Annotated in this window: 22 protein-coding genes; 6 read left to right on the top strand and 16 right to left on the bottom strand. The window is 53.2% G+C overall.

What is annotated here, in order from left to right:
- Positions 1–5 precede the first annotated feature (5 nt).
- Both nuoN and PHD44_RS01935 read left to right on the top strand, forming a co-directional pair.
- Positions 6–1,451 carry an NADH-quinone oxidoreductase subunit NuoN gene (gene nuoN / locus PHD44_RS01940; protein ID WP_300187465.1) on the top strand — a complete coding sequence of 482 codons (1,446 nt, stop codon included), beginning with the start codon at positions 6–8 and terminating at the stop codon, positions 1,449–1,451.
- Positions 1,452–1,528: 77 nt separating this feature from the next.
- The gene (locus PHD44_RS01935; protein WP_298218841.1) at positions 1,529–1,852 is read left to right on the top strand and encodes a DUF2818 family protein; all 324 of its coding nucleotides are present in this window, start codon (positions 1,529–1,531) and stop codon (positions 1,850–1,852) included.
- A gap of 88 nt (positions 1,853–1,940) precedes the next feature.
- On the opposite strand, the gene hflD is transcribed toward PHD44_RS01935, so the two are convergent.
- The 7 genes from hflD to PHD44_RS01900 all read right to left on the bottom strand — a co-directional run bounded on the left by hflD (position 1,941) and on the right by PHD44_RS01900 (position 9,160).
- On the bottom strand, positions 1,941–2,570 hold the full coding sequence (hflD, locus tag PHD44_RS01930) for a high frequency lysogenization protein HflD (protein WP_300187461.1): 630 nt from the start codon (positions 2,568–2,570) through the stop codon (positions 1,941–1,943).
- A 35-nt stretch (positions 2,571–2,605) separates the two neighbouring features.
- Positions 2,606–3,751 carry a tRNA 2-thiouridine(34) synthase MnmA gene (mnmA, locus tag PHD44_RS01925; protein ID WP_300187458.1) on the bottom strand — a complete coding sequence of 382 codons (1,146 nt, stop codon included), beginning with the start codon at positions 3,749–3,751 and terminating at the stop codon, positions 2,606–2,608.
- A complete protein-coding gene (locus tag PHD44_RS01920; protein ID WP_300187456.1) occupies positions 3,748–4,221 on the bottom strand; it encodes an NUDIX hydrolase in 474 nt (157 codons plus the stop codon). Before PHD44_RS01920 ends, mnmA begins: the two co-directional genes overlap by 4 nt.
- Positions 4,222–4,263: 42 nt before the next feature.
- Positions 4,264–6,393, bottom strand: a complete 2,130-nt coding sequence (locus tag PHD44_RS01915; protein ID WP_300187454.1) for an EAL domain-containing protein — start codon at positions 6,391–6,393, stop codon at positions 4,264–4,266.
- Positions 6,390–6,728, bottom strand: a complete 339-nt coding sequence (locus PHD44_RS01910) for a hypothetical protein (RefSeq protein WP_300187451.1) — start codon at positions 6,726–6,728, stop codon at positions 6,390–6,392. Before PHD44_RS01910 ends, PHD44_RS01915 begins: the two co-directional genes overlap by 4 nt.
- A 97-nt stretch (positions 6,729–6,825) precedes the next feature.
- Positions 6,826–7,932, bottom strand: a complete 1,107-nt coding sequence (locus tag PHD44_RS01905; RefSeq protein WP_300187449.1) for a phosphoserine transaminase — start codon at positions 7,930–7,932, stop codon at positions 6,826–6,828.
- 4 nt (positions 7,933–7,936) lie between these two features.
- Positions 7,937–9,160 (bottom strand): hypothetical protein, encoded by a 1,224-nt coding sequence (locus tag PHD44_RS01900; RefSeq protein WP_300187446.1) that lies wholly within the window; start codon positions 9,158–9,160, stop codon positions 7,937–7,939.
- Positions 9,161–9,540: 380 nt separating this feature from the next.
- Here PHD44_RS01900 and rpoS point away from each other — a divergent pair, with 380 nt between their 5' ends.
- The gene (gene rpoS, locus PHD44_RS01895; RefSeq protein WP_300187443.1) at positions 9,541–10,572 is read left to right on the top strand and encodes an RNA polymerase sigma factor RpoS; all 1,032 of its coding nucleotides are present in this window, start codon (positions 9,541–9,543) and stop codon (positions 10,570–10,572) included.
- Between the two features lie 182 nt (positions 10,573–10,754).
- On the top strand, positions 10,755–11,315 hold the full coding sequence (locus PHD44_RS01890; RefSeq protein ID WP_300187440.1) for a MarR family winged helix-turn-helix transcriptional regulator: 561 nt from the start codon (positions 10,755–10,757) through the stop codon (positions 11,313–11,315).
- A gap of 185 nt (positions 11,316–11,500) precedes the next feature.
- On the opposite strand, the gene aroK is transcribed toward PHD44_RS01890, so the two are convergent.
- From aroK to pilM, 7 genes are all read right to left on the bottom strand, one after another.
- Complete coding sequence (aroK, locus tag PHD44_RS01885; protein WP_300187437.1) at positions 11,501–12,013, bottom strand: shikimate kinase AroK; 513 nt, start codon at positions 12,011–12,013, stop codon at positions 11,501–11,503.
- Between the two features lie 100 nt (positions 12,014–12,113).
- Positions 12,114–14,348 carry a hypothetical protein gene (locus tag PHD44_RS01880; protein WP_300187434.1) on the bottom strand — a complete coding sequence of 745 codons (2,235 nt, stop codon included), beginning with the start codon at positions 14,346–14,348 and terminating at the stop codon, positions 12,114–12,116.
- Positions 14,349–14,394: 46 nt separating this feature from the next.
- Positions 14,395–16,518 (bottom strand): type IV pilus secretin PilQ, encoded by a 2,124-nt coding sequence (gene pilQ, locus PHD44_RS01875; RefSeq protein WP_300187431.1) that lies wholly within the window; start codon positions 16,516–16,518, stop codon positions 14,395–14,397.
- Between the two features lie 82 nt (positions 16,519–16,600).
- Positions 16,601–17,152, bottom strand: a complete 552-nt coding sequence (locus tag PHD44_RS01870) for a pilus assembly protein PilP (protein ID WP_300187428.1) — start codon at positions 17,150–17,152, stop codon at positions 16,601–16,603.
- Positions 17,149–17,763, bottom strand: coding sequence for a type 4a pilus biogenesis protein PilO (locus tag PHD44_RS01865; RefSeq protein WP_300187425.1), 615 nt, complete (start codon positions 17,761–17,763; stop codon positions 17,149–17,151). Before PHD44_RS01865 ends, PHD44_RS01870 begins: the two co-directional genes overlap by 4 nt.
- Before the next feature lie 3 nt (positions 17,764–17,766).
- Positions 17,767–18,357 (bottom strand): PilN domain-containing protein, encoded by a 591-nt coding sequence (locus PHD44_RS01860; RefSeq protein ID WP_300187422.1) that lies wholly within the window; start codon positions 18,355–18,357, stop codon positions 17,767–17,769.
- Positions 18,357–19,445 (bottom strand): type IV pilus assembly protein PilM, encoded by a 1,089-nt coding sequence (pilM, locus tag PHD44_RS01855; RefSeq protein ID WP_300187419.1) that lies wholly within the window; start codon positions 19,443–19,445, stop codon positions 18,357–18,359. The genes PHD44_RS01860 and pilM overlap by 1 nt, the downstream gene beginning before the upstream one ends.
- Positions 19,446–19,593: 148 nt before the next feature.
- On the opposite strand from pilM, the gene PHD44_RS01850 reads away from it, so the two are divergent.
- Entirely contained in the window at positions 19,594–21,966 is a 2,373-nt protein-coding gene (locus PHD44_RS01850; protein WP_300187417.1) for a penicillin-binding protein 1A, read from the top strand.
- A gap of 18 nt (positions 21,967–21,984) precedes the next feature.
- Positions 21,985–22,587 carry a hypothetical protein gene (locus tag PHD44_RS01845; protein ID WP_300187415.1) on the top strand — a complete coding sequence of 201 codons (603 nt, stop codon included), beginning with the start codon at positions 21,985–21,987 and terminating at the stop codon, positions 22,585–22,587.
- Between the two features lie 37 nt (positions 22,588–22,624).
- Here PHD44_RS01845 and hemE read toward each other — a convergent pair whose 3' ends face one another.
- Both hemE and PHD44_RS01835 read right to left on the bottom strand, forming a co-directional pair.
- The gene (hemE, locus tag PHD44_RS01840) at positions 22,625–23,722 is read right to left on the bottom strand and encodes a uroporphyrinogen decarboxylase (RefSeq protein WP_300187412.1); all 1,098 of its coding nucleotides are present in this window, start codon (positions 23,720–23,722) and stop codon (positions 22,625–22,627) included.
- 329 nt (positions 23,723–24,051) lie between these two features.
- On the bottom strand, positions 24,052–24,296 hold a 245-nt coding region (locus PHD44_RS01835; protein WP_300187409.1), incomplete at its 5' end, for an FAD-dependent oxidoreductase.

Below are 24,296 nucleotides of genomic sequence, written 5' to 3'. Positions count from 1 at the left end.
TCGACATGCCGAATTTGACCTCTTTGAATCTGATGCCGGTACTCCCCGAAATTATCCTCGCGGGGATGGCGTGCCTGATTTTGCTGATTGATCCGTTCATGCCCCGACATGGACGAAATGTGAGCTATGCGCTTTCACTGCTCACCCTCGTGGCTCTGTTCATCGTCACCCTGATGCAGATGTCGCCCACGGTGCGCATGAGCTTTGGCGGCATGGTGGTCAATGACCACATGTCCGACATCATGAAACTGGCCTCCTATATCTCTCTTGCCGCCGTGCTGATCATGTCACGCGGGTACCTGCGCGATCGAGGGATGGACAAGGGCGAGTACTACATGCTCGCATTGTTCGGCTTGCTGGGCATGATGATCCTTATTTCCGCGAATCATCTGCTCCTGATTTACCTCGGCCTGGAGTTGATGTCGCTGTCCATGTATGCCCTGACGGCATTCAAGCGTGATGACGGTCGTGCTTCCGAGGCGGCAATGAAGTATTTCGTTCTCGGTGCGCTCGCCTCGGGGTTGCTGCTTTACGGTATGTCCCTGTTGTACGGCGTGACGGGAGGTCAGCTCATGTTGACCGATATCGCCAACGCCTTGAGTCATGATTCCGGTTCGATGGCATTGAAGGCCGCCGTGGTGCTGATCGTGGTCGGCTCCATCTTCAAGCTCGGTGTGGCGCCATTCCACATGTGGTTGCCGGATGTGTATGAAGGCGCGCCTACTGCCGTAACGCTGTATCTCTCGACGGCACCCAAGGTGGCCGCTCTGGCGATGGTCATTCGTCTGCTGGTCGATGGTATGGGCAATGCCTTTGCGGACTGGCAGCCGGTGCTGATCGTGGCTGTCGTGCTCTCACTGGCGATCGGTAACATCGTCGCTATTGCTCAAACCAGCTTCAAGCGGATGTTGACCTATTCCACCATCAGTCACGTCGGCTTTGTGATGTTGGGTATTCTCGCCGGTACGGATGTGGGCTACTCGGCCGCACTGTTCTACACCCTGGCCTACATTGTGATGACCACGGGCGGTTTCGGCATGATTCTCCTGCTGGCCAAGCAGGGTTATGAAGCGGAGAGTCTGGATGACTTGCGCGGTTTGAACGACCGAAGTCCGGTTATGGCGTTCGTCTTTCTGCTGTTGATGTTCTCCATGGCGGGGATTCCGTTCACGCTGGGCTTCTGGGCGAAACTTGCGGTGCTTCAGGCTGTCGTAGGTATTGGCCTGTGGTGGTTGGCGGTTTATGCGGTCATCATGTCGGTTATCGGTGCGTTCTATTACCTGCGCGCGGTCAAGTTTGCCTACTTCGACGCACCGACCGATCCATCACCCGTCAATCCGGACTGGAATGTTCGGGGTGTGCTCGCTTTGAGCGGTCTGCTGGTGCTTGTACTGGGCATCTTCCCGGGCGTACTGGTGGGTTTTGCATCCCGCGCGTTCGGTGGTTTTTAAAATTCGATAGATGGGCTTTGCCCTGCCGTTTTGATGAATGGCAATAATGGCGATTAGTTTGGCCCTGGAGTGTTTTGATGGTTAACGAGACCTTGGTTCAAGGATATATAGTCGCTCTGCTGGTGCTGGCAAACCTGCCCTTTATCAATCAGCGCCTGTTCGTGCTGATTCCGGTCGTCAAGGCCGGTGAACGAAAGCCATTCTGGTTTCGGCTCGTGGAATGGTTTGTTCTGTATGCCATCGGGATCGGGATCGGGCTGTACCTCGAAGACCAGATTGGCGGTATTCAGCACAAGCCGTGGGAATTCTGGGTGGTAACCCTGTTCATGTTCGCCACACTGGCCGCACCAGGGTTTATCTGGCAGTACCAGCTCAAAAAGCAACTGTTATCTGCCCGATAGCAGATCACACCCCCGCGCTCAGGAGTTATTACAGGCCCACCTCGCGTGGGCCTGTCAGTATGGTGAAAAACTCGTCCATGAGTTTTTGCTATTCATGTCCGAGGCTTAGTTTGCGCACGGCCTTCAGGTATTGCCCGCGACGGAGTAACAGCGCCCAGCGCGTGCCGCCGACCTGGCGCCACAATACGGTTGCGCGCACACCTGCAAGCAGCAGGCTGCGGATATGGCTGGCGATTCGCGGTTCTTCTAGGAATCGTTTTTCACCATTGATGACAATGCGAACGGGCAGTGTGCTGATTGTTTCCCGATATAACAGGTTAAGATCGGTCATCAGCGCATCATCCACACCATGTTCCAGAAAAGCAGGTTTGAGCGCTTCAAGCCGTTGGTGCAGCATGCGCATCATGTCTGCGTCATTCATGAAAGCTTTGGTCACGCCGATCAGATTGACGGCATAACGGATGATTTCAGTATCCGATGGCTGTCGCTCGCCACCGGAAAGAAGCTTCAAAAAAGTTTCCAGGCCGAGGTTGAGATCGTGGATATTGCCACCGAAGGTGTCCAGCGTATCCTTGGGGTCGAAATTGAACAGCGAACGTATGTTGGCGGCAGCCAGATGCTCATGCTCGATGCGGCCTTCATAGGCAAGTTCGCGCACGAGTCGGCAGCACTGTAAGACACCGGCAATGGCGATGGTCTGGTCTTCAATCGTACTCATTAGTATTCAGCTCGGAAGAATGGGTGGTTTGTGGTTCAGGTTACGGCTTCTTCAATCACGGCGCCACCAAGACAGACATCGCCCTGATAGAAGACGATGGATTGCCCCGGCGTGATGGCCCGTTGGGGCTGATCGAAGGTGACATGCAGCAAATCTTCGGACAGGGCTGTGACCGTGCAGGATTGATCGGGTTGACGGTATCGAATCTTGGCGGTCAAACGCAGAGGGTAGGGGCCAACGTGCGTCATTGGGTCATTGATCCAGTGAATCTGTCCGGCGCGCAACGCGGGGGCAAACAGCGCCGGGTGATCTTTCCCCTGCGCCACAATAAGTGTGTTGTCATGTAGGTTTTTGGCTGCCACATACCAGGGTTGATCGCCCTGATCACGCAGCCCGCCAATCCCCAGACCCTGCCGTTGACCAATAGTGTGATACATCAAGCCCTGATGTTGACCGACTACCTGACCATCCACGGTAATGATGTCGCCCGGTTGCGCCGGCAGGTAGGTCTTCAGGAACTCGCTGAATCGGCGCTCACCGATGAAGCAGATGCCCGTGGAGTCCTTTTTGGTTGCCGTCTTGAAGCCAGCTTGTCCGGCCATGCGCCGCACCTCGGGCTTTTCCATTTCACCGATGGGGAAAAGCGCCGAGGCAAGCTGTTCCCTGCTGAGTGCATGCAGGAAGTAGCTCTGATCCTTGTTGGCATCCAGTCCTTTCAATAGACGTGTCTGGCCCGACCCGTCGGGTAAGGCATGCTGGACGCGTGCATAGTGTCCCGTCGCGATGTAATCCGCGCCCAGCGTTCGGGCGTGATCCAGAAACGCACGAAACTTGATTTCGCGGTTGCAGAGAATATCGGGGTTGGGTGTTCGACCGGCGCGATATTCATCGAGGAAGTGGGCGAACACGCGATCCCAGTAATCTTGGGCGAAATTCACAAAATGAAACTCAATCCCGAGTCGATCGGCAACAGACAGCGCATCGAGCATGTCGGCCTTGGCCGCGCAGTATTCGTCGTTATCGTCCCCTTCCCAGTTCTTCATGAACAGGCCTTCAACCTGGTAACCCGCTTCCAGCAGACGCAGGGCGGCGACCGAGGAATCCACCCCGCCGGACAAGCCGACGATGACGCGTGTTTCCTCTGGTTTTTTATGGGGCGGCATACGTTCGGTCGAGATCATTTTTCGAGCCCGGTAAATGAATGGAGTACGTCGAGATCAAAGCGGTTGCCTTGCAGGAAATCATCGATGCAGCGTGTTACGAAGGGTGAGCGAAGGTCTGCCCGACGGGCCGAAATTTCATCGGCGCTGAGCCATTGCGTCGAGATGATACCCGCATCCAAGATCAGGGATGGATCGGGCGCGGGATCGACACTGCCGATGATCGCCACCCGCATGATTCGAGGGCCGCAAGCGGGATTGCTGTGATAAATCCCAAGTAAGGCTTCAGGGCTGAAGTGATATCGAGTTTCCTCCAGCACTTCCCGTTTGACGGCTTCGACAAGACTTTCACCCGGTTCGACGTGTCCGGCGGGCTGGTTGAGCTTGATCTCCCCCTCAATTAATTCTTCGACCAGCAGGAAGCGCTGTTCATGAAAAATGATGCCGGCAACGGTAATGGCGGACAGGGGGCGGTGCGTGATGGGATTCATGGCGAAATTATACGCACTGTTGCCTTAAGTTTGGGGTCTGAGTTAGGGGGGGCTTTCATCCGATGAAGTGGATTGTTTTGCCAAAAGTGCGCGGAACTCCGCCAGTTTCATGGGCTTCGCATAGAAGTAGCCCTGTGCTTCATCACAGCCCAGGGCGGTCAGGGCCTGCTTCTGCTCCAGTGTTTCAATGCCCTCGGCGAGCACTTTGATCTCCAGCGCATGGCCCATGTCAATAATCGCCTGAATCATCTGGTTCATTCGGTGGCCGGTATCGGTCATCTTTTGAATGAACGATTGGTCGATTTTTAGTCGATGAATGGGTAAGTCGGCCAAGCGGGAAAGGTTTGAGTATCCTGTGCCGAAATCATCTATCGAAAACTCGATCCCGAACCCTGCCATGGTCTGCAAATAACCGATGGCATGAGTCCGATCCTTCATGACTACCGATTCGGTCATTTCGATTTCCAGAATCAGATTCTTCTCCATCAATGCTCTGGCCAGAGGAAGAACAAGGTCGATGGTCGATTTGTTCAGCTGGACGGGCGAGAGATTGACGGCCACTCGAAACCCTTGATCAACGACCGGGAGCAGATGTTCAAGCGCATCTGCGACAGCTTTTTTCAGTGCCCATTCGCCCAGTCGAGCGATCAATCCATTTTCCTCGGCAATAGGGATAAAGATGTCTGGCCCAATGCCATCGAGTTCGGGCGCGGAGCAGCGCATTAATACTTCAACGCCGATGAATCGTTCGGTTTTCAGGTCGACCTGTGGCTGCCACGCCAACCAAAAACGGTCGTTTTCGAACGCATTGCGCAGGGCATTTTCGATTTTCAATCGATCGACGACTTTCCGGTTCATCTCCGGTGCGTAATAAGAGATCTGCTCTCGTCCCGAATCTTTGGCCCGGTACATGGCGATGTCGGCGAGTTGGAGAAGGCCATCACAATCGCTGGCATCCTGGGGGTACTGGGCTACACCGATGCTGACGCTGACGAATACCTCGTGCCCCTCGATCAGAATATGTCCATTGAGGTGGTCGAAGATTTTCCGAACGCAGCGGGCCAATGAAGTCTCTGATTCATATTGGGCGATCAAGGCGGCAAACTCGTCCCCACCGAAGCGTGCTACGGTGTCGCTCTCGCACATTGCATCACGCAGCCGCTTGCCGACTTCGATCAGGACGGCATCGCCTATTTGGTGCCCCAGTGCGTCATTTATGTATTTGAAGTTGTCCAGGTCGATGAATACAAGCGCTATCTTGCTGTTGCTTTCATCATGTTTTCGATTGGTGATTAGGAAGTCCAAGCGGTTACGCAACAGGGTTCGGTTGGGCAGGCCGGTGAGGGAATCATAATAGGCGAGCCGCTGAAGTGTGTTTTCCAGTTCTTTATGAAGGCTGATGTCAGAGAAAACGCCGACATAGCGGATCCCATTCTCCTCAGGCGTTCGTATGCGATTGATCGTGAGCCACTCCGGGTAAATTTCACCACTCTTGCGGCGATTCCAGATTTCCCCCTGCCACTGGTTCCGGGTGGTAATAGAACACCACATCTCCTGATAAAACGCCTTGTCCTGTTTGCCGGAAGATAGCAGGTGCGGGGTCTGACCGATGGCCTCTTCGGCTGAGTACCCGGTCGTGTTGCTGAACGCCGGATTCACTTTCAGGATGACCGAGTTTTCATCGGTAACCATGATGCCTTCGGATGTCGCATTGAACACCGTCTCCGCTATTTTGTGGTGAGACAATTCGGCAATCAATCGATCGACCAGCGCTGATTTCTCCAAGAGTAATTGGTGCTCGTGATTGAGCAGCGCGTTGAATAGTGAGAACCGGGAAATCGTTCCGCAATACTGCCCTTGGTCATCCAATACGGCGAGGAAGTCAACCTTGGCGTGGTTGAAAATGGTGAGCGCAACTTCAAGCGGGGTGTCGGCACTTAAAGGTGGAGGCTGTCGCCGGGTGATCAGATCGGCAAAGATACGGTTGGGGAATAAGGCAACTTCTCGTGAATTAACCAGCCCCAGGTACTGACCTTGCTCATTGAGTACGGCATAGGCTCCTGTTATTGAAACCAGGTCAGGTTGGATATCGAGCAATCGCTTGGAGCAGGGCACGGACAACACACGCGCGCACAGGCTATCTCCAACCTGTAATGCGTGGTTCAGGCTCACGAATGATCACTCTCGATAATGAGTTCGACATCAAGATTCAGATGCAGAATTTCTTCGGACCCCATCAAGGGTTTGATTTCTTTGAGAATAAAGGAAACGACGACCTCCGCTCCGATTTTGCGCAGAATGGCGCTACGGATCAGGATGTCGCTGATCACATCATCCTCAATGGGAATATGCTCATAGGCAGTCGATGAGAGCAGGTTTAAGGCTTTGCCGACGGCGACATGGCCGATTGGTGAGTGCAAGCCCAGTACGAGGCCATCATCAATAGGGGGAAGCAGGAACTCGGTAACCCGAGCGTGCAGGCGATGCTGACGACTTTTCTTCTGCATGTGAAATACCCTCTCCGTTAATCCATTGTGGAAATGGGCCTGTGACGATTTCCCTACCCCGCACGAGGTCGTGGAGTATCCGCCCAGCTCCGTTATGTTATCTCGTTTTTTGGAACTCGAGCATGAAATCTATCAGCTTTTCGACCGCATGAAGCTCCAATCCGTTGTAGATTGATGCACGAATCCCGCCGATGGCCCGGTGCCCGGATAAACCCGAGAACCCGGCATTTCGACTGGCAGCGAGGAAGCGTTGTTCCAGTTCCGGCGTGGCAAGATTGAACACGACATTCATCAATGAGCGATCCGCCATCGCGGCACGTCCCTGATAGAAACCGTCGCTCTGATCGAGCGCTTCATAAAGCAGGGCGGCTTTGCGTTGATTGAGTGTGTTCATGGCGTTCAGCCCGCCGATGTCGTCCAAAAGCCAGCGTGTGACAAGCAGAACGACGTAGATCGCGAAAACCGGCGGGGTGTTGTAATTGGAGTGTGCCTTGATATGGCTGCGATAATCCAGCCACCCCGGCAGGTTATCGGGCATGTCCTGCAACAGTTCGTCTCGAATCAAAACGACGGTCACCCCGGCCGGGCCGATGTTCTTCTGCGCATGGGCGTAGATAATGCCAAAGCGGTCTGCTTCGCAGGGTTTGGACAGGAAATCAGAAGACATGTCGCAGACACGTGGCACATCGTCTCGCCCCAAAACGCGATGAAACTGCAAGCCTTCGACCGTCTCATTGGAGACATAATGCAGGTAGGGTGCGGTGGCGGAAAAATCCAGCTCCTCATCGGCAGGGAGCCTGTGGAACCCATCTGCCTCGCCACTCCACAAGACGCGCAGTTTGGTTTCTTTACGGGCTTCGCCCAGCACCTTGCCGCTCCAGTAACCCGTATGAAGGTATTCCGGGGGTTCGGTTTTTCCGTGCAGCAGGGTCATGGGTACCATGGAAAACTGTTGGGTCGCACCGCCTTGCAGGAACAGCACGTGATAACCCTGATCGAGCCCCAGCAGGCGTCGAATATTGTTTTCCAGTTCTCGCACCACTTCAGCGAACCATTCGGATCGATGACTGATGCCAAGAATGGAGAGCCCCACCTCAGGCACACAGATAATGGCTTCCTGAACCTGTGCGAGGACGGTTGCTGGTAGCGCACCCGGCCCGCCAGAGAAATTCAGGCTGTTATTCATATTTTGCTGCAAAGGCATCGTGTTATTCCGTTTCTGTGGTAGCTGTTGCCAGCAACTGACGGAAGGCGTTCTGAATTTGCTGGATCGGCTCTTGTTTATAAGGAAACAGCTCAACCGGGTCCATGGCATGCACCACCATCACATGATCGATTTCGAAAATGAGCAGCTCGCCTGCTTGCGTTTCGGCACCGTCAAACAAGACATAGTCCAGCCCCATTCGTTCCGCGATCATGCTGAGCGCCTGCCCATGTCGGGTGATGAATGCGTCAAAGTGCAGCATGAACTGTGCTTCTTCCAGCCGTTTTTCCGCATCTTCATACATGCCCGCGTTGACGTAATGGATCATCCAGTTTGCGGAAACAGCCATGTGAACAGCAAAGGGTTTTCCGCCGACCAGTGCGATTCTAAACTTGCGGAACAGGCCATCGGCTCCGCTGTAATCGATGAAGGGTGCGATGAAGAACTCTGTTGAGGGCACATGATCGAGATAACCCTGTAACGCCGCGCTATCAGCCATCCGCTCAAGATCACGCCCGGCGTGGGAGTCGAACGGGCGCACGATCAGCGGGAAGTCCAGGTCGGCGGCAATGTGCGTTAGCGGCTGCGACGTTTCCGCGACGGCGGCCAGTTGTTCCCGCGATATGCGGTACGTCGTCGGCATGAGTACGCCGGGGATGTCGTGCAGTATCTGGCAGGCCGTGTCCCGTTGGGTATTCGGGATGGCTTGCGGTCGATTCAACACGCGCACGGGCCAGTCGTTCAATGCGGTGACCAACGCAGTCAGAAGCGGGCGGTGCTGTGGGGCGTCGCCAATCGCGATGAAAACGGCATCATGGGGCGGCAACGGGTCGGGTAGGAGTGCGTCGAGTGCGCAGTAATGGCAAAGCAGATCAATGTCACTGCCTTCGAGCAAGCAATCGAGTGGCGTGTTGGCCGCAATATCGCCCGGAACCATCAGCATCAGAATCCTGTAGCTGCTGGGTTGTGTCAGTGCGGGAATCTCAAAGCCGCGTTGTAGCGATAACCCCTGATTCTGCGTGGCAAAGGCCGATTCACGTTGCCCCAGGCTGAACATCAAGGTGGACAGATTCATCCAGAGGTTCGCATCCTGCGGGAATTGGTTCAGGTTGCCCAAAGCCGCTCTGGCAAAAGCCTGTAAATCCTGCCCTTCGATGCTGGCGCGCAAAAAGGGAGCCAGTCCCAGAAAAGGGGTAGAGGAAACGTCCGCGCGGTCTTGTTCTGTCATGACTTCATTCTCATTCGACCAGTCCCATCAACCAAGGAAAATATCAATGGCCAAATTGGTTCTTGCCAGGTGGCAGATGATGCTGCCTGAGAGGATAACCTTTCGTGAGATAACAGGGGGCGCTCTTGAGTGAAAATTGTGTCTTTCTGATGGGTGGCGCAGGCATCCGGTTGATTCTGCTTTTCAAGGGATCGATTTATTTGTGCCTGGGGGGAACTTTATCTCTTGGCGGTTGTTTAATGTGCATAACTTGTGCATTCGATTAGGTCGTTATCAAGATTGCCAATTTTTTTAGTTATTTCTCTTGATGTAGCTCGTTTTCTATGCAAAAGTTGTACATGTAATTTACTCGGGTTTTGCTTATATGCGAGGAGCCATCCATGGGTAGTGTGACGCAACGTAAAAAGTCTGTCGGTGCCGACAGCGTACAAATTCCAGCACGTCAACGGATGGCCCCCGATCCTGTGGACGTTGGGGATTTGTTGGCAGTAGATGATGTTGATCTTGAAGACGATGTTGAATCACCTGAGTCAACGGATGAGGACGCATCAATCACCTTCAGTGCCAGCGACTCGGAGTCTGTCGATCCGGTGCGCTTGTATCTTCGCGACGTTGAAACCGAGCGTTTGCTGACAGCGGAAGAAGAAGTGATTTATTCACGGCGAGCTCAGGACGGTGATGAGTCTGCCCGGCAAAAAATGATCGTCTGCAATTTGCGCCTGGTGATCAAGATTGCGCGACGCTATATGAACCGGGGTCTTGATTTGCTCGATTTGATCGAGGAAGGAAACATTGGTTTAATGCGGGCAGTCGAAAAGTTCGACCCAGAGCGTGGATTCCGTTTTTCCACCTATGCCACATGGTGGATTCGGCAGACGATCGAACGGGGTTTGATGAATCAATCCCGAACGGTGCGTTTGCCGGTGCATGTCGTCAAGGAAGTGCATACTTTTAACCGCGCGGCGAGAAAGATCGCGCAGAACCAGAATGCCGAGGTGACTGCCGAGCAAATCGCCGATCACCTGGATCGACCCGTGAATGAAGTGCTTAAGGTCATGGCGTACAATGAGCGGCAGTCTTCGTTCGATAGCCCCTTGAAAGGGGACGGTGAGTTCTCGTTGCTCGATCTGATCCCCGATCAGGAAAGTAACCAGCCCGATGAACTATTGCAGGACGCTGGCGTACATGGATTTCTTGATCAACTCATGGCTCAGCTTGAGAGCAAACAGCGAGAGGTACTGGTTCGCCGATATGGGTTGCGTGGGTATGAAACCCATACCCTAGAAGAAGTGGGTGATCATTTGGGCGTGACGCGTGAGCGAGTGAGGCAGATTCAGTTGGAGGCGGTGAAGCGATTGAAATCGCTCGCCAAAAAGGCAGGAGTAACAGCCGAAGTGATTTTTCCTGATTGATCAGTCTTCCGAGAAATCGGTTTAGATTGGTGCAGAGAATTTGATCATCTGCATCAGGTGCCTGCCAAAACCGCCACTCATTGAGAGTAGGCGGTTTTTTTATCGCTGCAAAAATAACTTAGGTAGGTAATAATTTAACTTCCAAAGGAATCATTCAGGGTGATCGGCCTCATAAAAGAGGATTGAAAAGCGACTATGGAGATATACTGAAGACTATGCCTACACCAGATTTTGATATTTGCGCCGAAGACAGAATGCCTGTTTTGATGATGCGCGTGACCCAATTATGGCGCCAATTAATGGATGCAGAACTCGCGCACCATGGCTTGAGCCAGGCAAAATGGCGCACATTGGCCATCCTTGCGATGAGACCCGACGGTATGATCCAGTCCGAACTGGCCGATGAGCTTGGTGTGGAAGGCCCGTCCTTGGTAGCGATGCTGGATCGCTTGTCAAAAGACGAATGGGTGGAGCGCATCCTTTCGGAAACGGATCGACGCTGCAAGATTATTCGCCTGACGCCACGAGCCTGGCCACTCATCGAAGAAATTCGCGTCAGTTCGGAAAAAATATTTCAACGAACAATCGCCAAGGTGGATGTTGCCCCGCTTTCGGTGATTGAAGCATTTTTCATCGATCTTAGGGAACGTCTTTACAATGACTTGCCGGAAAAGAAACGGCATCACCGAGGTGAAAGGCGCGCAACATGCGGACTCCCTACCAGTCGTGACTGGTCCGAGTAAGTACGATTAATTTCCCTTTTAAAGAATCCTTCGGGCACCGGTTATGAACCGGTAAATCCCACCAGCCCCTTTTTTGAAAAAGTGCGCCTCCCCCTTTGAAAAAGGGGGAATGAGGGGGATTTAGGAGGCCTTGGCATCTGTAAAGAGATTTCTTTGATTTCATCGCACTTTATAGAACAGGGTTTTCAGTCCAGATGTTGCCGAATCAATTCGACGACTACCTTCGGTGATTTACCAGCCGTTTCAATAATCAGATCAGCTGCCGCGCGGTAGAGTGGTTCACGCATCGTCATCAGTTCGTTCAGTTTGCCTGCTCTGTCTTTTGTTTGCAGTAACGGGCGCTGGGTATCCATGGCTGTTCGTTCAGCCTGTTGCTGTACGGTGGCGTGCAAATAAACCACGAAGCCGCGCTCGGCAAATACCGCCCGATTTTCGGGACGCAAAATCGCTCCGCCCCCCGTGGCCAGCACCCAGCCGGATGTCCGCGTGAGCTCCTCGATAACCGCAACTTCCCGATCCCGAAATCCCGCTTCGCCTTCGATCTCGAAAATCAGTGGGATGGTGGCACCGGTGCGATGCTCGATTTCTTTGTCTGAGTCAAAGAAGGGCAAATTCATGCTGTGGGCCAGCATTTTACCTATCGTACTTTTGCCGGCACCCATAGGGCCGATGAGGATGATATCTGAAGCATGTTTCATCGCAGTATTTTGCCTAATTTATGAACATAAAAAAACCGCCGAACAAGTCGGCGGCTTAATCACTCTACTTGATGAAGGGTGTCTCTACCCTTTAAGCAGATTAGTAAGGGAATGGTTGTGTGGCACTGTTCGCACCCGCTGTAGCGGTTGCGGAATAGGTGTCTCCTGCATTCCCAGTGTAGTCCACCGTAATCGCAGCTTTACCAGCACTGTCCGTTGTTACAGAAGCCGTGCCTGAAGCTGGATTAGTGATAGCGGCAGTAGGTGGGGTGCCATCATCAGTCGGCGCTGGGAATGAAAACACCACTGTTTGACCTGCAACTGGATTGCCATTCGTATCTGTAACAATTGCAGTAACCGTTCTAGTGTTGTGCGTAGGATCAGTTACTGTTGCGCCAGAAATTGTCAGTGCAATATTGGCAGCCGTTTGAGCGGCAGCAACAGAAATCTTAACTGTTTGATTTGCTCCTGTGCCTACAGTGAACGGAATATCGAATTGTGGTGTTCCTGGTGGAACGCCCGTCGTGTTGAGGGTAAAACTCGCGCAGCCATTGGAGCCGGTTGTGGTTGAGCCGCTAATTGTAGCGCCATTTGACAGCCCCGCTTGAATGTTCTCGCCAGGAAGCGGGACATTGTTAGCATCAGTGGCGCACATGGTTACGGAAGTTGACGAACCTGCGGAAACCGAGGTGACCGATGAGGTCAAGGTACCACCCGCAACACCCACGTAGTAGGCACCGAACACTGAGCTCACTCCGTCGTCTGCCTCGGCCGTCAGAATGGCGGGTTGGTTCAAACGCGATACCGGGTAGGTAATAAAGGTAGTTGCAACACCGTTACTGTCGGTGATTCCGGTAGAGCCAATATTACCGTATTGAGCGCGACCGATGACCCAAGGGATGTTATTGCCGTCGATGTAGCCAGGCGTTACCGGGTTGAGGAAGTTACTGATGGTAGTTACACCTGAAGTAGAGCCCGGAATCAGGTTCGCAATGATTCGACTGCCTAGAGTGTCTCGTTGAGTACCTTGTTCATCTGGCACCAAGATTAGCCGATCAAGTGGGCGCACACCTTTTGTAACCAGATTGACACCATCAGCTTCTGTAAATTGATTGCCACCTTCAACCGGATTGCCTTTTGAGCCTTGGATAGCAAAGGTAACACTCGGACCAGTAGAGCCTGATGGCAACGCGGGTGAAAAACCGGGATCAGGGAACGAACCCGCTGTTAATGGTGAATCGATCAATCCAAAACGTACCAAAGTATTCGGTACAGGGTTGCCGTTGGCATCTTGTACAACAACACTGATGGCGCGTGAGTAAGTTCCCTGATCAATCGCATCCCCCGTTGCAAGGGTGGCTGAACTTTGATTGTTTTTAATCGCGTTGATGTAAGGACCACCAAAACTCAATGAAGCGACACGACCATCTGAGATTGGGATCGTAATTTCCTTAACGACAGGTTTCTGGATGCCATTATCAACATTGTTATCTGCGCCATCAGCAGTTAATTGGATTTTCAGTAACCCTGATTCGGTGCCGGAATTCACACTTATTTGCGATATGCCGGATGATCCAGTTAGTGATGTGGTAACTGTATTACCTGTTTGTCCGCCAGCACCTACAAGCATCGCACCGCCGAGATCGCCACCGATGATCTGTGCTTTAATGTTGCTATTACCATTACTGGCAATGGCTTGATTTGCCGGATCGAAAAGTCCGAGGGTGACCGTGGCTTGACTGTTCCTGCCCTGTTGGCCGACCACGTATGTAGGCAGGCCAGCAATTGATGTGAAAATTGAGGTCGGCAACCCAGTATTAACCGGAGAACCTACATTAATTTGGATGGTTTGTTGGGTTGATTGACCATTTGCATCGGTGTAGGTGGCGACAATGTTAGCTGTTCCAGTCTGGGTGTGTGCCTGAAATACGCATTGCGACATTCCACCGGAAATATCAACTGGAAGTCCCCAAAAAGCGGCAGGATGTTCAACGCCGTTGCTATCGGTAACTTTTGTTTTGAAATCACTTTCGTAGAGCGCGCCCACATTGGTTTGCCCACCGGAGACGGTGAAGGTGATCTGGCCACTCGGTACCGTGTTGCCTTTGTTATCGACGGCTGTCGCCATAATGCGCGCGTTGTACAAACTGGATTGATCGGGATAAACATAGCCCGTGTTCTGTACCGGAAGACTGTAGCTGGTCGCACTCAACGTGATGGAAGGTGGTTTGGACTGCGTCAGACTCGTTCCGCCGCCACCCCCGCAGGCCGTTAAACTCATAACGGCAGCTAACGCCATCACTCGGCCCATTGGGCGAATATAATTACTCAGCATAACTGTTGCTCCTTTGCATTGTGCAATCTAAATTTTTGGCTCGAAATTAATTCGAATTTACCAGCTCTTGGTTGCTATTAATAATTTTGGGTGTGACAAAAATCAGCAGCTCAAGACGTTGATTATTAACCTCTTTGTTCTTGAATAAATTACCTAGGCCTGGTAAGTCACCCAAGAAAGGGACTTTGTTAATTGAATTGGTATTGGTGAACTGATAAATGCCACCAAGTACCACCGTTTGACCATTCTTAACCTCAACCTTAGTTTTCACTTCACGGGTATTGATTGGCGGGTTAGTGGTGCCTGGTAATAGATTGGTGTAGTCCGGTTCATCTTTTTTGACATCGATGTCCATAATGATGTTGTTGTTTGGCGTGATTTGCGGCGTCACTTCCGTGGACAATACTGCTTTTTTGAAGCTGACCGTGTTACTGGCTACACCACCGGCCGTTTGGGTCGCAATGTACGGAATCTCGGTCCCTTGAGAAATCAAGGCCGTATGACCATTGGTGGTAATCACTTTCGGGCTGGAGACGATTTCACCAGAGCCCTCTGTTTGAAGTGCGGATAGCTCCAGATCAAGCAGCACGTTGGAACCCAGAATGGCCAAGCCTAAGCCGCCAGTAGGTGTGCCACTAATGGGCGTGTTGAAATTATAATTGGCAGTAGCAGGTACACCTGCTGCCGCGCCCGCAGCAACATTTGACACCAAAGCCTGAGCAGCATCACCAGTTGAACTTGTTCCATAGGTTGTGCCGTTATGCTGACCAACACCCGTCACACCCCAGCGCACGCCAAGTTGGCGAGCGAAGTTGTCGGTTGCGATCACAATTCGGGTTTCAATCAGAACTTGTTTGACGGGCTTGTCGAGTTTCTGAATCAGATCACGGATGCGGTCAAGTGCACTGGCGGTATCGGTAACGATCAGGCTGTTGGAGCGAGCGTCAACCGTCACACTGCCGCGGTCACTGATGAAACGCTGCGCCGTGTCCGTACCTTCGCCGTCTTTACCTGACGATTTGTTCGTTTTGGATGCGGACTCTAGCAGCTTGTAGATGTCATCGGCTTTTGCGTAATTGATCTGAATAATATCGGTGGTGAGTGGGGCGAGCTGCTGAGATTGCTGACGCGCTTCGAGTTCCGCCTTGTCTCGTGCCACGATGTCCTCCGTGGGGGCCACGTACATGACATTGCCATTTTTGCGCATCGATAAGCCTTTTGTTTCCAGGATGAGCGCAAGCGCCTGATCCCAAGGCACATTTTCGAGCCGTAAACTGATGGATCCTTTGACATTATCGCTAACCACGATGTTGTTGCCCGTGAAGTCGGCAATCAGCTGAAGCAGTGGGCGGATTTGAATGTCCTGGAATTTGAGCGTCAAGCGCTCACCGGTATATTTTTTCTCGCCGACATTCTGCGCGCCTTGTGATTGGGGCACGGGTTTGACTTCGACTACCAAGCGGTTGTCCGTCTGGTAAGCCATGTGCTCGCCCGCGTTGCGCGTTTTCAAGGTAATGCGGCTACCGTTCCCCATTGGACGGACATCAACAGATTCGACTGGTGTGGCAAAGTCTTTGACGCCAAAACGACCGGACTCGACACGGGTGTTCGGCAGATCAATGATGATGTTGCTGCCTTCGCTGCGCATTTTCATGGGCGCATTCGGGCCGGAGGTCTGGATGAGGAGTCGACCGGCACCATCAGCCGCACGCCGGAAATCAATGCTCTGTCCACGATCCATTGCGGTGACGGGATTATTGCCAGCCGTGGTGCTGACGGCCAATCCAGTTGCTGTCGTGTTACTTGTTGCGGCGGGTTTGAAGGTAACGGTTAATTCGTTGCCTTGTGGGTTAATCGCGTAGGGCGTTGCCTGGGTGAGGTTGAATACAACACGCGTTTTACCCCCGGCTTCGGCCATCATCAGGGACTTGACCGGGCCCAGATTGATCTTCTTGGTCCGTTCGCCGGTTTTATTTGTCGTGTCGGGCAGGTCAATCGCGACCCGAGCCGGGTTATCAATCTGGAAGTTGTCCGGACTGCCCGATAACGGCGATGAAAGTTTGAAGTGCACCTGAATAGAGCCATCCGCTGTACGGTCGGTGCTAATCGTATTGATGTCGCCTGCATAACCAATGGCGGGAATAAGAAGTGATATCGATAATACGCCCAACGATTGCCGAATGGCACGGGTCAGTGGTCGATAAAGTGTTTTTGCATCCATAACGCTGTTCATTGCTTTCTATCCCCTTGAATCATTTGGTCGCGTTTTGCTGGACAATTGCAGTTTGCTTGCGCCAGCCGCCCTGTCCGTCGGGCACGATTTCTTCGAGCGTGATCTTGTCAGGCGTGATCTTGACGACTTTGCCGTAATTCAAGCCCATGTAATTGCCCACCTGAATCTCATGAATGACGCCATCGCCATCTCGGACAAGGGCATATGTCGTGCCCTTGCGTTCGAGCACACCCTTCATTGCCAGTGCATCCAGTGGATACATTTCCAGAGGCTCTTTGGGGCGGTTCATGTCTGGGGTGATGCCGCTGCCTTTATTCGCTGTCTGGGTGACGGCTGGCTCAAATGGTGTGCGATCCTTGGTTTCCACATAACTGAATTTCGGCAGGGGCTTCATTTCAGGGATGGGTTCAATCTTCCCTCCGGGCCGCGCCAGAATCCGATCGACTTTTTGTGTCAGGTCGCTCATGTTGTTCGCGCAGCCACTGAGCATGAGTGTGGCGGGTACTAATACAAGTATCCATTTGGCGGATCGCAGTTTTTGCTTATGGGAAAAAGGTTGATTGTGAGTCATTTGCCTTCTCCTTCACCTTGCTCAAGGTAACGGTAGGTTTTGGTCACAATGGTCATGACAAGCGGTGGGGACTTCATGTCCGGGCTATCTCCTTTTTCCGGCTTGATGGTTGGATTGTGTAAAGTCACAATCCTGGGCAGGTTTGCCGTGTCGCTGATGAATTTTGCCAGTTGGTTGTAGGTTCCTTCCAGGGTCAGGGTGTACGGCATCTCCGCATAGAAGTTGTGCTTGATTTCGCGCCCCGGCTGGATCTGTTTGTTTTTAAGACCATTCTTAAGAGAGGTCTGGGCAACATCGATAATCAGGTTTTCAGCTTCGCTTTTATTTGGCAGTTGTCGGAGTAGCTCGCCGAAACGTGTCTGCATCTCCTTGAGCTGATCCTGATAGGCCTTGAGATTGGCGGCTAACTTTTGCTTGGTCTCAATTGTTCCGAGCAAACTTGCTTCCTGGCGCTGCTTTTGAGCGAGCTCATCCCGCTGAGGCAGGGTGTCGAAATAAATGACTGCACCAACAATCAGGACGATAACGAAGAGGAAGATCACCATGCGCGTCCCAAGCGACGCAAGCCCGATGGTCTGGAAGTCCAGGGTTTTTAATTCGTTGAGATCCATCTCTTATTGCTCCTTATTCGCATCGGCCGATTTGGGGGTTTTGACCGATGCGGTAATCGAGAATACATATCGATTTGAAGAGGGTACCTTCTTGTCCGGATTCTGGGCAAGAATACCCGAGCCGACAATAATGGCGCTCCCTATGTAATCTGATCCATTGAGCTGGCGTAGGTAATCTGCAACCCGTGCCTGCGCATCGGCATAACCTTGAATGGATATGGTCTTGTCGCCTTTAATGGAGATGTCGGTCAACTGAATGCCATCGGGCAGTGTTTTAACGAATTCTTCCATCAAGTGGACGATAACAGGACGGCTGGATTGAAGCTGTTCGATCACCTGCATGCGTGCGATCAGTTCGGCCTTTTTCTTTTTCAGCTCGTTAATGGATTGAATTTTCCGGTCAAGATCCTTGATAACCCCGTTGAGGTATTGATTGCGCTGATCTTGGAAATCGAGCTGGTTCTGTTCGTACAGGTGAATGCCGCCACCGATAATCAAAGCCGCGACCACTGAACCCGCGAGATGCAGAACGAAATTGCGCTGCAAGGTTTGGCGGCGTTCATCCCGCCAGGGAAGGAGGTTGATTCTTCTCATTAGTCGAAACTCCGTAAAGCGAGGCCGCAAGCAACCAGCATCGATGAGCCATGATTGGCGAGCAACTCTGCGGATATTCTTGATCCTTGGCCGATGGCAACAAACGGATTCGCGCTGCGCGTTTGTATGCCGGTTTCATTGTTAATCCGTTCGATAACGCCCGGGGTATTTGCGGTTCCACCGCCGAGTAGGATCAGTCCGATGGTGCCGCGATTGGTTTCTGAATAGAAATATTGAATAAACCGCTCCACTTGCATCGCCATGTTGTCGATGAAGGGTTGCAGTACCTTGCGATGGTAGTCATCGGGCAAAGTGTCATTACGTTTTTTCTCTTCCGCTTCTTCTGGTGAGAGGCCGTAATACATGGAGATCTCATTTGTCAGCTGTTTGCCGCCAAATGGGTGTTCCTTGCTATAGATAATATCGTCACCACTGAATACATTGATCGTGGTGGTGTTGGCGCCCACATCCAGCAGGGCGACGGGCTGGGCGCGATCTTCGGCTGTTAAAGTGGGTGCGATGATTTCCGTGAATGCATTTTGTATGGCAAACGACTCGACATCCATGACATCGACCGATAGCCCAGCCGCTTCGGCTACCGCGACACGTGCTTCGACATTGGTGGTACGGGTGGCCGCCATGATGACCTGGATGCTGCTGTCTTCATTGGACTGCTTTTTTTTCTGTTTTGATCCTGCTTCAGGATGAAGCGGCTCGAAGTCGAGACTGACTTCGTCGATAGGGAAGGGGATGTATTGATCCGATTCCATTCGTACCTGTTCTTCCAGTTCGAATTCATTGCCGGGGTTGCTGATGGTCAGCACCCGGCTGACGCTGGCACTGGTCGGCACGGCCATGACGATGTGTTTGGTTTTGGCCCTGGAGCGTGAGAGCGCTCTGCTTAAGGCACCTGCGACAACGTCCGTGTCCGTAATGGTTTTGTCCTGAACCGCCCCGGGCGAAATGGGTTCAATGGCGAACCCGACCGGGCGATAGCCGTTCCGGTATTTCTCCAGCATCAACACTTTGACTGCAGTAGAGCTGATATCAACGCCGAGACGAGGATTTTTTGAGCTAAATAATGGCACGATCATTCCCTTCCCTTTGAGTGTGCGCTAAGGTTGCGCGCGCACTTTGTAGTCCACCGACGCATCCTAGGGCAAAACCTGTGGGTTTGTCGAATATTCTTGTAATCTTGCATCCAGCGTTGCAAAAAAACATGGCTAACTGAACTAAATGAAACTTATCAAATTTACTCTATATGTGTTTGGTTTTTTGTTGATTTTTGCCGTCGGCGGGGTGGGTGTTGTGTATCAAATATACAACAAGCAACTGCCCGATGTGAAGGATTTGGCGAAGGTCCAGTACCAAATTCCGATGAGAATTTACGACGCTGATGGGGGCTTGATCGCCGAATTTGGCGAGAAACGCCGCTTCCCCGTCACGTACGCCGAATTGCCCAAAGTGGTCGTCGACGCCTTCACTTCCGCTGAGGATGGTGGTTTTTTTGAACATGGTGGTGTGGATGTTCAAAGCCTGTTCCGTGCTGCTTACGAGTTGGTCAAGACGGGGCACAAAGGGCAGGGCGGTTCAACGATTACGATGCAGGTTGCCCGCAATTTCTTCCTGGGCAGGGAGAAAACCTATAGCCGTAAATTGATGGAAATTCTCCTGGCGATCAAGATAGAGCACAGCTTGAGCAAGGAGCAGATTCTCACGTTGTATCTGAACAAGATCTTTTTGGGGAACCGGACCTACGGTGTTAAGGCTGCAGCTCAGGTGTATTTCGGTAAATCGCTGGATAAGTTGACTGCCGCAGAAGCCGCCATGCTGGCTTCCTTGCCCAAGGCGCCCTCGGCAGTGAATCCCGTTTCCAACCCCGATAAGGCGTTAGCGCGGCGTGCTTATGTGCTTGGACGCATGCTTACCCTCGGGAAAATTGACCAGGCCACTTATGATCAGGCCATGCAGGAACCGCTTCCGGGGCACCTGTTTGTGAGTGCAGAAATACAAACTCATGCGCCTTTCGTGGCGGAAATGATTCGTCAGAAATTGTTCGCTCAATATGGCGAGAAGGCATACGAAATGGGACTTGTGGTGCATACCTCAATTAATCCGAAGGCGCAGCAAGTGGCTCGAATGTCACTGAGGGATGGTCTTCTGGCTTATGACCGTCGTCACGGTTATCGGGGCGCCGAGGATCATTGGGAATCTTTGCTTTCCCAGCCTAAAGCGCTTCTGGAAAAGCTTCAGGATACGCCTGTCGTTGGGGGGTTGATCCCCGCTGTGGTTCTGTCGGTGGCGCCTAAAACGGCAGAGGCTCTGATGCCGGATGGTTCAAAGATCGAGCTTGGGATGGATGCGGTGAGCTGGGCTTGTCATTATGAATCTGTGAACAGGTGCGGCCCCAAGCCAAAGCAGATGGGTGATGTGCTCAAGGCCGGCGATTTGATTCGTTTGCAGGCAGAGGCTGACCAGCATTGGATGCTTGCCGAAATTCCGGCGGCCAGTGCGGGCTTTGTTGCCTTGGATCCGGACACAGGTGCTATTCGCGCACTTGTCGGCGGTTTTGATTTCGCGCATGACAGCAAATTCAATCACGTAACACAGGCGGAGCGTCAGCCGGGATCAGGCTTCAAGCCATTTTTGTATTCTGCGGCTCTGGATCATGGTTTTACATGGGCCACGATGATCAACGACTCACCGGTGGTGGTGAAGAATGGTGTTAGAGAAGGCGTTGACTGGCGGCCGCAGAATTATGAAAAACACTTTGGCGGCCCGATGCGTTTGCGGATGGCGTTGGTGCATTCTGTCAACTTGGTATCGATTCGTTTAATTGAAGCGCTTGGGCCAGAAAATGTACTCAAGTATGTCAGCCGTTTTGGTCTGCCCACGCAAAACTGGGCGCCCACGCCTTCCATGGCACTAGGAAGTTATACATTGACGCCATTGGAGTTGGTTCGCGGCTTCTCTGCCTTTGCGAACGGGGGCTACCGCATTACGCCCTATGAGATCACCGAAGTGGATAACGGCGATAACGAGGTGCTCTATAGCCATCCGTCAGTTAATTTGTGCGACACCTGCCCGACGGACTCGCCTGATCCGAGTGTCGCGCCGAGAATAATTTCCCCGCAGAATGCTTTCTTGATGCGTTCTGCTCTGCGGGATGTGGTGCGGATGGGTACCGGGGTTCGCGCTTATCGTGCCCTGAAACGGGACGATATTGGCGGGAAAACAGGCACGACCAACGAGCAACGTGATGCCTGGTTCACGGGTTTCGGGCCGGGTTGGGTCGCCACGGCGTGGGTCGGTTTCGATGACAACTCCCCATTGGGGCATCGTGAAGTCGGGGGTACCGCGGCGCTACCCATCTGGACTGATTTCATGCAGGCAATGCTGCCACCACCGACGGATAAGCCCCATGTACCGCCGCCCGGTGTGGTCGAGGTCATGATCAATCCTGATACGGGAAATCGGTTGCCCAAAGGCGCTTCTGGTGGCGTGCGTGAGTATTTTGATACGACGCGTGATCCCGCGGATGAATCCGGGCTCTCCGCCCCGATTCCGGCGGATGTAGTGCCGCAGAATCTGATGAATGATTTATTTTGATCGTGTGAGGTGGCCGTAATGGCAGCAACCGGTCCGGTGTCTCCAGCTGTTTTGTCTTTCGCTACACGATTGTGCGTCGAAGATGCAACACTCGACCGCTTCACGGCTCTGCGTAAGGCTGCGGAGCGTTTGGGTGAGCCGATCGACCAGCGGTTTGCCGCAGTGGATTGCGAGCGCCTGGAGGCGGAGATTCGCCAGTATCAATTGATTTTTCGCCCGGAACAGCAGGAAATAATCCGAAACCTGCGTGCCGAGGCAATGAAGGCTATGGACTTCTTGAGTGACTTCTCACCGCGTCTGGTCGGCTCGGTGTTGACAGGGACGGCGGATCGTCAATCCAAGGTGACCTTACATTTGTTCGCGGATACGCCTGAGTCGGTCATGACGTTTTTACTGGCAAAGAACATTCCGTTTGCCGAGTCCGAGCGCCGCTATCACTACCGAAGTGGGCGACAGGCTCGCGTCCCGGTGCTGAGTTTCGTGGCTTTCGACGTGCCGTTCGATCTGGTGGTGTTCGGTCTTGATGATATCAAGGAGGCCCCGGTGGCAAATGGTCGCGGGGGGCTCATGACACGCGCTTCTGCGACGAAGGTGGCATCACTGCTTTCACCTTCTGCTTGACTCCGTGATCGCATCTGGCAGCCGCAGCGCGCACGGTTCAGGACTGGTGGTAAGGGCGGCTCAGGCGGTGCACGGCATCGACCAGTACGTTGACATTGTCCGGGTTGACGTGTTGGTGAATGCCATGACCCAAGTTGAACACATGGCCGCTGCCTTGACCGTATGCGCTCAAGACCCGCGCAACCTCCTGCTCGATCACCGCTTCTGGTGCGTACAGCACGCTGGGGTCGAGGTTGCCTTGCAGGGCGACTTTCTCCCCGATCTGTTGCCGTACGGCCCCGATGTCTACGGTCCAGTCCAGTCCAACCCCATCCGCGCCCGAGGCGGCGATTTCCGATGCCCAGGCTCCGCCGCCTTTGGTAAAGAGGATGACGGGGATGCGCTGGCCTTCATGCGTCCGGATCAGGCCGTCGATAATTTTCTGCATGTAGGCAAGTGAGAACTCCCGATATTTCTCCGGAGAGAGCACGCCGCCCCAGGTGTCGAAAATCATCAGTGCCTGTGCGCCACGACGCACTTGGGCATTGAGGTAGTCGGTTACCGCCCGGCTGAGTTTGTCCAGCAGCAGGTGAGCGCTTGCAGGGTCGCTATACATCAAGCCTTTGATGTGGGCGAACTCCTTGGTCGATCCGCCTTCCACCATATAGGTGGCCAGCGTCCAGGGGCTTCCGGAAAAACCGATCAACGGTACCCGGCCATTCAATGCACCCCGGATGGTGCTGACTGCGTCCATGACATAGCGTAACTCGCCTTCAGGGTCGGGCAGAGGGAGTTTCTCAATGGATCGACGATCACGCAGCGGGTTTGCAAAGACGGGGCCTTCTCCGGCGGAGAAGCTCAGGCCAAGGCCCATGGCGTCAGGGACGGTCAGGATGTCTGAGAACAGGATGGCTGCATCCAGATCAAAGCGTTCTAGGGGTTGCAGTGTGACTTCGCAGGCGAGATCCGCCGAACGGCACAGATCCATGAAGCTGCCTGCTTTCGCCCGCGTGGCCCGGTATTCCGGCAGATAGCGGCCAGCCTGGCGCATGATCCAGATCGGGGTGCAGTCAACCGGTTCGCGAAGCAGTGCGCGAATAAAGCGGTCATTCTTGAGCGTCGCGGTGGCGGTTGATGTGGTGATGTCTGGGGTCATGCTGTGCTGAGCCTCTGATGGTGTGAAAATCCAACACGCTCAACCTCTGCGTGACACGCTGTTCAGGCTGGGGCAGGTCGAGTGTGGGTTCCCAAGCACGCGCAAGGCGGGCCCGGGTGCTGCGGCGAAAGGGTCTAGGTAAATGCTGATTTATTCCATCCTTGGAATAAATCAGCTCACTCATCGCGGTACACGCCCGCGATGGCTCTCACGAATCAAAGACTTACGTCTTTGTTCGTGTTGGGGCATCCTGCCCCAAGCGGGAAGCACTGAATAAATCAGCGCTTCCCTAGACGTATGTGGCCTGTCTCGGGACAGGCTGGGCGACATTAAACCTCCAGATAATCGAGGATGCCGAATCCAGCATTGCGGCCTTCAAACACGGCCGTAACGACGAGATCGGAGCCGCGTACCATGTCGCCGCCAGCAAACACCTTGGCGTTCGTGGTCTGGAATGCGGGGCTGTGCGGGCTCTGGTTGGCTATCACGCGACCACTGCTGTCGGTTTCAATGCCGATCTGCTTGAGCCAAGGGGCTGGCGAGGGGCGGAAACCAAAAGCGATAAGTACCGTAT

This window comes from Halothiobacillus sp. (assembly GCF_028710545.1).
Classification (GTDB): Bacteria; Pseudomonadota; Gammaproteobacteria; order Halothiobacillales; family Halothiobacillaceae; genus Halothiobacillus.
Note: the sequence above shows the minus strand (reverse complement) of the source record. Positions and strands in the feature narration are given on the sequence as shown.

What these genes read in the sequence shown, in the direction of transcription:
- nuoN (WP_300187465.1), top strand. Translation starts at nt 6, where the DNA reads ATGCCGAATTTGACCTCTTTGAATCTGATGCCGGTACTCCCCGAAATT.
- PHD44_RS01935 (WP_298218841.1), top strand. Translation starts at nt 1,529, where the DNA reads ATGGTTAACGAGACCTTGGTTCAAGGATATATAGTCGCTCTGCTGGTG.
- hflD (WP_300187461.1), bottom strand. Translation starts at nt 2,570, where the DNA reads ATGAGTACGATTGAAGACCAGACCATCGCCATTGCCGGTGTCTTACAG.
- mnmA (WP_300187458.1), bottom strand. Translation starts at nt 3,751, where the DNA reads ATGATCTCGACCGAACGTATGCCGCCCCATAAAAAACCAGAGGAAACA.
- PHD44_RS01920 (WP_300187456.1), bottom strand. Translation starts at nt 4,221, where the DNA reads ATGAATCCCATCACGCACCGCCCCCTGTCCGCCATTACCGTTGCCGGC.
- PHD44_RS01910 (WP_300187451.1), bottom strand. Translation starts at nt 6,728, where the DNA reads ATGCAGAAGAAAAGTCGTCAGCATCGCCTGCACGCTCGGGTTACCGAG.
- PHD44_RS01905 (WP_300187449.1), bottom strand. Translation starts at nt 7,932, where the DNA reads ATGCCTTTGCAGCAAAATATGAATAACAGCCTGAATTTCTCTGGCGGG.
- PHD44_RS01900 (WP_300187446.1), bottom strand. Translation starts at nt 9,160, where the DNA reads ATGACAGAACAAGACCGCGCGGACGTTTCCTCTACCCCTTTTCTGGGA.
- rpoS (WP_300187443.1), top strand. Translation starts at nt 9,541, where the DNA reads ATGGGTAGTGTGACGCAACGTAAAAAGTCTGTCGGTGCCGACAGCGTA.
- aroK (WP_300187437.1), bottom strand. Translation starts at nt 12,013, where the DNA reads ATGAAACATGCTTCAGATATCATCCTCATCGGCCCTATGGGTGCCGGC.
- PHD44_RS01880 (WP_300187434.1), bottom strand. Translation starts at nt 14,348, where the DNA reads ATGCTGAGTAATTATATTCGCCCAATGGGCCGAGTGATGGCGTTAGCT.
- PHD44_RS01870 (WP_300187428.1), bottom strand. Translation starts at nt 17,152, where the DNA reads ATGACTCACAATCAACCTTTTTCCCATAAGCAAAAACTGCGATCCGCC.
- PHD44_RS01865 (WP_300187425.1), bottom strand. Translation starts at nt 17,763, where the DNA reads ATGGATCTCAACGAATTAAAAACCCTGGACTTCCAGACCATCGGGCTT.
- PHD44_RS01860 (WP_300187422.1), bottom strand. Translation starts at nt 18,357, where the DNA reads ATGAGAAGAATCAACCTCCTTCCCTGGCGGGATGAACGCCGCCAAACC.
- PHD44_RS01850 (WP_300187417.1), top strand. Translation starts at nt 19,594, where the DNA reads ATGAAACTTATCAAATTTACTCTATATGTGTTTGGTTTTTTGTTGATT.
- PHD44_RS01845 (WP_300187415.1), top strand. Translation starts at nt 21,985, where the DNA reads ATGGCAGCAACCGGTCCGGTGTCTCCAGCTGTTTTGTCTTTCGCTACA.
- hemE (WP_300187412.1), bottom strand. Translation starts at nt 23,722, where the DNA reads ATGACCCCAGACATCACCACATCAACCGCCACCGCGACGCTCAAGAAT.